General features: G+C 67.5%; 8 protein-coding genes and 1 pseudogene. 4 read left to right on the top strand and 5 right to left on the bottom strand.

What is annotated here, in order from left to right; all coding sequences use genetic code 11:
• The 3 genes and pseudogenes from ACT4N8_RS08940 to aceA form a co-directional block, all read right to left on the bottom strand.
• A pseudogene (locus tag ACT4N8_RS08940) lies at window positions 1-771 on the bottom strand (malate synthase A); the annotation flags it as partial.
• A 47-nt stretch (window positions 772-818) separates the two neighbouring features.
• Window positions 819-1016 carry a DUF4170 domain-containing protein gene (locus ACT4N8_RS08935; protein WP_444857783.1) on the bottom strand — a complete coding sequence of 66 codons (198 nt, stop codon included), beginning with the start codon at window positions 1014-1016 and terminating at the stop codon, window positions 819-821.
• A 13-nt stretch (window positions 1017-1029) separates the two neighbouring features.
• Window positions 1030-2313 (bottom strand): isocitrate lyase, encoded by a 1284-nt coding sequence (gene aceA / locus ACT4N8_RS08930; protein ID WP_444857782.1) that lies wholly within the window; start codon window positions 2311-2313, stop codon window positions 1030-1032.
• 127 nt (window positions 2314-2440) lie between these two features.
• On the opposite strand from aceA, the gene ACT4N8_RS08925 reads away from it, so the two are divergent.
• Window positions 2441-3850 (top strand): helix-turn-helix domain-containing protein, encoded by a 1410-nt coding sequence (locus ACT4N8_RS08925; protein WP_444857781.1) that lies wholly within the window; start codon window positions 2441-2443, stop codon window positions 3848-3850.
• 7 nt (window positions 3851-3857) lie between these two features.
• On the opposite strand, the gene ACT4N8_RS08920 is transcribed toward ACT4N8_RS08925, so the two are convergent.
• Window positions 3858-4547, bottom strand: coding sequence for a HEAT repeat domain-containing protein (locus tag ACT4N8_RS08920; protein ID WP_444857780.1), 690 nt, complete (start codon window positions 4545-4547; stop codon window positions 3858-3860).
• A gap of 249 nt (window positions 4548-4796) precedes the next feature.
• On the opposite strand from ACT4N8_RS08920, the gene ACT4N8_RS08915 reads away from it, so the two are divergent.
• Both ACT4N8_RS08915 and ACT4N8_RS08910 read left to right on the top strand, forming a co-directional pair.
• The gene (locus tag ACT4N8_RS08915) at window positions 4797-4973 is read left to right on the top strand and encodes a short-chain fatty acyl-CoA regulator family protein (RefSeq protein ID WP_444857784.1); all 177 of its coding nucleotides are present in this window, start codon (window positions 4797-4799) and stop codon (window positions 4971-4973) included.
• A gap of 57 nt (window positions 4974-5030) precedes the next feature.
• Window positions 5031-5612: a hypothetical protein gene (locus ACT4N8_RS08910; RefSeq protein WP_444857779.1), complete on the top strand. Its 582-nt coding sequence runs from the start codon at window positions 5031-5033 to the stop codon at window positions 5610-5612.
• A 9-nt stretch (window positions 5613-5621) separates the two neighbouring features.
• On the opposite strand, the gene ACT4N8_RS08905 is transcribed toward ACT4N8_RS08910, so the two are convergent.
• Window positions 5622-6554: a DUF5996 family protein gene (locus tag ACT4N8_RS08905; protein WP_444857778.1), complete on the bottom strand. Its 933-nt coding sequence runs from the start codon at window positions 6552-6554 to the stop codon at window positions 5622-5624.
• Window positions 6555-6602: 48 nt separating this feature from the next.
• Here ACT4N8_RS08905 and ACT4N8_RS08900 point away from each other — a divergent pair.
• The coding region (locus ACT4N8_RS08900) for a tRNA ligase subunit PheS family protein (protein ID WP_444857777.1) at window positions 6603-7090 on the top strand (488 nt) is incomplete at its 3' end.

Raw genomic sequence — 7090 nt, 5'->3', positions numbered from 1 at the left:
ATTGAGGCCGTCGATATTCTCGCGCCGCGCGTAGAGAATCTCGTCCATCTCGAAGGCGGCTGTGATCGTCTCGATCAGCACGGTCGCCTGGAGCGTGCCGCGCGGCAGGCCGCGCCGCGCTGCGGCGAAGCCGAAAACGTCGCTCCACAGCGCCGCCTCGCGGTGATTTTCGAGCTTGGGCCGGTAGAAATAAGGGCCGGAGCCCGCCTCGAGCGCGGCCTTGGCGTTGTGCCAGAGATAAAGGCCGAAATCGAACAGGCCGCCGGCGACGGGCTTTCCCTCGACCTCGAAATGGCGCTCGTCGAGATGCCAGCCGCGCGGGCGGACCATCAGCACGGCAGTCCTCTCGCCGAGCGCATAATGCTTGCCGCTCGCGGGATCGTCGTAGCTGAGCTTGCCCAGCCAATAATCCCGGAGATTCGCGTGGCCCTCGACCAGATTGACCCAAGTCGGCGAGGTCGCGTCCTCGAAATCGGCCATGAAGCATTGCGCCCCCGAATTGAACGCGTTGATGACCATCTTCCGATCGGTCGGCCCCGTGATCTCGACCCGCCGGTCCATCAGGTCGGCGGGGATCGGCGCGACCTGCCACTCGCTCTCCCGGATGTAGGCGGTCTCGGGCAGGAAATCGGGCAATTCGCCGGCGTCGAACGCCTTCTGCCGCTCCAGCCGCGCCGCGAGCAGCGCACGACGGCGCGCATCGAAGCGGCGGTGGAGCGCGGCGACGAAGTCGAGCGCGTCCTCGGTCAGCACGTCATCGGCGCGGGGCACCTCCGGCGCCTTAAGGGGCGCCGGCCGCTCGGCCAAGTCCGTCGCCGTCACTGCATCGCCTCGGCCGCGATCGAATAGCGCGTGGTGGCGGAGGCGGTGCGCGGACAATAGGTGAGCCGCACCCATTCGTTGCGGGCCTTGTGCTCGTCCTCGAACGGGCCCGCCATCGTCTCGGTGCCGGGGATCAGGGCGCGGAAATCGGGGTCCTGATATTCCCCGCCGACGACCCAGAAGCGCTTGGTCATGGCAATTCTCCTCTCATTCCGCCGCGATGGCGGTGAACTGGGCGGCCTCGGTCGATTCGGCCAATGCGACCGTCGAGGCCTCGCCGCCGGCGAGGGTCTGCGCGACCCGGTCGAAATAGCCGGTGCCGACCTCGCGCTGGTGGCGGGTGGCAGTATAGCCGCCCGCCTCACTGGCGAACTCGGCCTGTTGCAGCTCGGAATAGGCCGCCATGCCGCCCGTCCGGTAGCGGCGGGCGAGGTCGAACATGCCGTGGTTGAGGCTGTGGAAGCCGGCCAGGGTGACGAACTGGAATTTATAGCCCATCGCGCCCAATTCGCGCTGGAAGCGGGCGATCGTGGCTTCGTCCAGCTTCGCCGCCCAGTTGAAGCTGGGCGAGCAATTGTAAGCCATCAGCTTGCCGGGATAGTCGCGCTGGATCGCCTCGGCGAAGACCCTCGCCTCGTCGAGATCGGGGTGGCTGGTTTCCCACCAGAGCAGATCGGCATGGGGCGCGAAGGCGAGGCCGCGCTTGATGCAATGGTCGAGCCCGGTGCCCTCCTTCAGCCGATAGAAGCCCTCGGCGGTGCGCTCGCCCGTGAGGAATTCGTGGTCGCGTTCGTCGACGTCGGAGGTGATCAGCCGGGCGCTCTCGGCGTCGGTGCGGGCGACGAGGAGGGTGGGTACGCCGCAGACGTCGGCGGCGAGCCGGGCAGCGTCGAGATTGCGGATATGCGCCTGGGTGGGAATCAGCACCTTGCCGCCGAGATGGCCGCACTTCTTCTCGGCGGCGAGCTGATCCTCGAAATGGACGCCCGCGGCGCCGGCCTCGATATAGGCCTTCATGATCTCGAAGCAGTTGAGCGGCCCGCCGAAGCCGGCCTCCGCGTCAGCGACGATCGGGGCGTACCAGTCGCGGCTGGCCCCGCCCTCGAGATGCTCGATCTGGTCGGCGCGCTGGAGGGTGCGGTTGATCCGGCGGCAGAGCTCGGGGCCGGCATTGGCCGGATAGAGCGACTGATCGGGATACATGGCGCCCGCGGTGTTGGCGTCGGCGGCGACCTGCCAACCCGAAAGATAGATCGCCTTGAGCCCGGCGCGGACCATCTGCATCGCCTGGTTGCCGGTGACGGCACCGAGGGCGTTCACATAATCCTCGCCGGTCAGCAGCTCCCAGAGCCGGTTCGCGCCGCGCCGGGCGAGGCTGTGCTCGATCGGGACCGAGCCGCGCAAGGCCGCCACGTCCTCGGGCGAATAGGGCCGCGCGATGCCGTCGAACCTTCCGGCCGAGGCGGGGACGAGGTCGCTGAAATTGGTCATGGCCGCTCCAAAAGTCACACGAAGTCGCGCCAATGAACACGCCGCGCCTCTGATCGCAGCACGGAAAAGGGTCGCTGTGTCACGATCCGTCTTGCGACCTTTGTGAATATTTGACAGAGTGTCAGGCATGGCGGAGCGCAAGCTGTTCCTGGGCCGGAGGCTGCGGCGGTTGCGCGCGGAGCTAGGGCTGAACCAGAGCGCGATGGCGACCGAAATCGGCGTCTCGCCCTCCTATCTCAACCATCTCGAGCGCAACCAGCGGCCGGTGACGGCGCAGGTGCTGCTGAAGCTCGCCGAGACTTACGACGTCGATCTCAAAAGCTTCGCGGCCGCGGGGGGCGAGGGTACGGGCACCGACCAGCTCGGCGAGATTTTCGCCGATCCGATGTTCTCGGGGCTGGCCGTGCCGCGCTACGAGCTGGTCGAGGTCGCCGACAACGCGCCCGGCGTCGCCGACGCGGTGTCGCGGCTCTATGCGGCCTTGGTGGAGCTCAGGCGGCAGCCCGCCGTGGGCGCGGACGAGGAGGAGCGCGCGCCGCTCGCGCCGCAGAATTGGGTGCGCGACCATATCCAGGCCGAGCGAAATCACTTCCCCTATCTGGAGGAGGCGGCGGAGACGCTGGCCGGGGCGCTCGGCGATCCGCTGGCGCTCGCCGAGCCGCTGCGGCGCCGGCTGAAGGACGGCTTCGGAGTCGAGGCGCGGATCGTGCCGCCGGAGGTGCTCGACGGCGCCAGCCAGCATTACGACCTCCACCGCAAGCGGCTGATGCTCTCCTCGCTGCTCCGGCCCGAAAGCCGCACTTTCGGCCTCGCCTACCAGCTCGCCCTGATGGAGTTCCGCCCGCTGCTCCAGAAGATGGTCGAGGCGGCGGGGCCGTCGGACGGGCCGACCCGCCGGCTCCTCCACATGAGCCTCGCCAATTATGCCGCCGGTGCGATCATGATGCCCTATGAGCCTTTCCTCGAGGCGGCGGAGCGGCACCGCTACGACATCGACCGGCTCTGCGCCGAGTTCGGCGCCAGCGTCGAGCAGGTCGCGCATCGCCTCACCACGCTCGCCCGCAGCAGCGCGCCGGGCATCCCCTTCTTCATGCTTCGGGTCGACGCGGCGGGGAACGTCTCCAAGCGCTTCGCCGGCGCGGCCTTCCCGTTCAGCCGCTTCGGCGGCACCTGCCCGCGCTGGAACCTGCACAGCGCCTTCCAGACGCCGGGGCGGGTGCTCACCCAGATCGTCGAGACGCCCGACGGCCAGCGCTTCTTCACGATCGCGCGGACGGTCGAGCGCTCGGTCCGGCTCGATCCCCGGGAGGACAGCGCCCTCGCCATCGGCCTCGGCTGCGACGTCAGGCACGCGCCGAAAATCGCCTATGCCGACGGTCTCGACCGCGAGGCGCCGCTCGTCACCCCGATCGGGCCCGCCTGCACGATCTGCCCCCGCGTCCGCTGCCCCCAGCGCGCCGCGCCGCCGGTCGGCCAGACGCTGACCGTGCAGGAGACGCGCAAGACGGTGTCGCCGTTTCCGTTTCTGGGTGGCTAGGAGGCCTTTACAGGCACGTCGGCGAGTTGCCGGAGGGATACATGTGAAACCAGGCGTCGCAGCTGGTGCATTGTCCGAGCGGAGCGCCGCAATCGTGGCATAGCTCGTTGGCGAACCTCACGTCGTGGATGCACGGTTCGCCGCGTTTCGCCTGCTCGATCTCTTCCCGCGTCTTCCAGCCCCGCTCGATCAACACCCTTTCGGCCATGCTGCCCATAAATTCGTCCGAAGTCCCCAGCACCCGCATTAGATGAGCGACCGCGCGCGGGTCACCAAGCTCGCCAAGGGCGACGGCGGCACAAATGCGTTCCGGGTCGCCCCACCGGCCCAACAGTAGAACGAGCAGCTCGAAGCCGCGCGAGTCGCCCAGTCTCGCCAAGGCCAGGCCAACCTCGGTGCGGACGCTGTGGCCGCCGTCCTCGACCATGGCAAGCAGGGGCGCAAGCGCCCGGCGATCCCCGATCTCACCAAGTGCGCGCGCGGCGGACGCGCGAACGAAGAATCTCTCGCTAGCCAAGGTGCGAATCAGCGGTTCGACAGCCGCCGCCGACCTCAGCTCGGCAAGCGCCCGGGCGGCTTCCGAACGCCGCAAGTCTCTTTCGAGCTTGAGACGGAGACCTCCATATTTCAGAATGCGGATCAGCGCCCCAACATCGCGCTTCGCCTTGAGCCTCTCGACCCGTTCGCTGAAGCCCATGTTTCTCGTCCCCCGGTGCGGCGGCTAAGCTTCGAAGCTACCTTACCGAATGGCGCAAAGCCATCACGCCGCTCACTGACTCTCCGGTGACTCCTTTGCTTTTTGCCTCGGTCCTTGCTTAAGGCCGCCCCATGAGCAGCGACCTTGGCCGGATGAAAGCGGACTGGCTCGGCCGCATCAAAGCAGCCGACGGCTTGGCCGCGCTCGGCCGGAGCGGGATCATCGCCGCGCTGCCGCCGCCCGAGGGATATTCGTCGCAGGCGGACGCGGCTAGACCGCGAGGCGCCGCTCGTCGCGCCGATCGGCCCCGCCTGCGCGATCTGCCCCCGAGTCCGCTGCCCCCAGCGCGCCGCGCCGCCGGCGGGGATGACGCTGGCCGTCAACGAGACCAGGAAGACGATCTCCCCGTTTCCGTTTCAGGGATAGCAACCGAGCTAGACAACTCACATTTAGCCAAGCATTCCCTGCGAAATGAAACGAAGGATGGCAATGGCGATAGGATTGGGGGCTTCAGCTCTGGTGCTGTCGGTCCCATCCGTTGGAGCAGCGCAAGGCGAACCACCCCCAGACGATGCAATTATCGACCGGTTCACCGCCGCTTTTCCCGACAGGGATCAGTTGAGTGCCCCACGGACGACTCGCGAAGAGCTCGACCGCCTAACCCGCCTAAACCCCGACCGGGGCGACGAGGTGGAAGCGATTCTTCGGGCATATGGCCAGTGCCTGTTTCCTGCTGCGCAATCGGCAACGCTGGCCATGTTCCGCGAAGTGGCGCGAGAGCTTGGAACAGCCAGGCTGAACCGCTTGATCCGCTTCTACGAGGGTGAGGACTATCGCACCTTCGCGTCCATCTACATTCGTCATCAGGCGGGCGAAGCAATATCCGCAGCCGACAATGCGATCCTCGCACGAATCGTGACAGACTATCCGCTTATGGATTTTTATCAGATCTTCGAGCCGGCAACGCGGCGCATGCGCGAAAGCGAAACATACAGGCCCGTGCTCGTTCGATGCTCGAACGAATTGGCTGCGGAGCTCGCGGCGCAGGGCCTTCGTATTCGTTAGCAAACGTCTTCACACGGGCCTCGGCACACCAGGTTTGCCGCGGACGCATTCGAGGGCGGGGCGGTCCCAGCCGCCGAGATCGGCCGCCGCGGCGTAGGTCGAGTCGAGGAAAGCGAGAAGTGTTGCGTCGGGATCGGGTGCAGTGCGGACCGCTTCGTAATCGAGAATGAACTCGCCGAGCGCGGCGTCGAAGCGTGCCGCGTCCGGCGCGACGGTCGCGGCGGCGAACCCCTCCGGCGTCGGATAGGCGTAGGAGTAGAAGAAGGAGCTTCCTTCCGCGCCCGCGCCGCCCGGCCAGAAGCCGGCGCTGGAGACTTCGTGGCTATAGGCCTCACGGGTGACGGCGTCGGGCAGGTTGGGGATGCCGCCCGGGTGGAGCGGCGCGCTCCGGCCCGAGAAGCGGGTGACGGCGAGATCGAAGCTGCCCCAGAAGAAGTGGACCGGGCTGACCTTGCCGAGAAAGCCCGAGCGGAACAGCCGGAAGACGCGGTCGGCCTGGACGAGCGCGCCATGCAAGCGCCCGGCGCTGTCCGGATCGTAGGCGCGGGTCTCCTTGTCCTCGGCGAAGGGGATGGCGGGCTCGATCTCGGTGGGCGCGGCATGGATGTGGACCGAATGGCCGGCGCGGCCGAGCATCGCCATGACCTGGCCGTGGAAATCGGCGACGGACATCGAATGAAGCGGGACGTTCATCCGTGCCGCCGCGCTGTCATAGACGAGCCGGTGGTCGGCGAAATCGAAGACGAGCGCGAAGGCGCCGCCCTGGGCGTGGATCAGCTCGGTGCGCAAGCCGCGCGGCGTGACGTGCAGAGTCAAATGCCAGCCATGGTTCCTCCAGGGGAGCAATGCGGTCGGCACCTTGCCGACCACCTGCGAGAAGAGATGGAGCGCGACGATGGTCGGCCGGTCGCGCCGTGCGCTGAGCTCGGGCCAGCAAGTCATGGCCGGCCCATGCTAGACGGCTTCTTTCCGCCCCGCTAGGGCCGCCGCATGAGCGCCGACCTCGACCGGATGAAGACCGATTGGCTGACCCGTATCGAGGCAGCGGACGATCTGGTCGCCCTCGAGGCGGAGCGGGTGGCCGCGCTCGGCAAGCAGGGGGCGGTGACCGGCCTCTTGAAGACGCTGGGCGGGATGTCGCCGGACGAGCGGCAGACCGAGGGTCCACGCATTCATGCCCTGCGCGAGGCGGTGACGGCGGCACTGGCGGAGAAGAAAACCGCGCTGGAGGCGGCGGAGCTGGAGCGGCGGCTCGCGACCGAGGGACTCGACATGACCCTGCCGGTCGACACCGGGCCTGAGGGCAGCGTCCACCCGGTCAGCCAGGTGATGGACGAGCTCGCCGAAATCTTCGCCGACATGGGCTTTTCGGTCGCGACCGGGCCCGAGATCGAGGACGACTGGCACAATTTCACCGCGCTCAACATCCCCGAGACCCATCCGGCGCGGGCGATGCACGACACCTTCTATTTCGACCG

Origin of the sequence: Sphingosinicella sp. (assembly GCF_052387495.1) — a bacterium.
In the GTDB taxonomy this organism is placed as follows: Bacteria; Pseudomonadota; Alphaproteobacteria; order Sphingomonadales; family Sphingomonadaceae; genus Allosphingosinicella.
This window is presented reverse-complemented; position numbering and strand designations above follow the sequence as displayed.

Coding starts and splice junctions, on each gene's coding strand:
- aceA (WP_444857782.1), bottom strand. CDS start 2,313: ATGACCAATTTCAGCGACCTCGTCCCCGCCTCGGCCGGAAGGTTCGAC.
- ACT4N8_RS08905 (WP_444857778.1), bottom strand. CDS start 6,554: ATGACTTGCTGGCCCGAGCTCAGCGCACGGCGCGACCGGCCGACCATC.
- ACT4N8_RS08920 (WP_444857780.1), bottom strand. CDS start 4,547: ATGGGCTTCAGCGAACGGGTCGAGAGGCTCAAGGCGAAGCGCGATGTT.
- ACT4N8_RS08925 (WP_444857781.1), top strand. CDS start 2,441: ATGGCGGAGCGCAAGCTGTTCCTGGGCCGGAGGCTGCGGCGGTTGCGC.
- ACT4N8_RS08910 (WP_444857779.1), top strand. CDS start 5,031: ATGGCAATGGCGATAGGATTGGGGGCTTCAGCTCTGGTGCTGTCGGTC.
- ACT4N8_RS08935 (WP_444857783.1), bottom strand. CDS start 1,016: ATGACCAAGCGCTTCTGGGTCGTCGGCGGGGAATATCAGGACCCCGAT.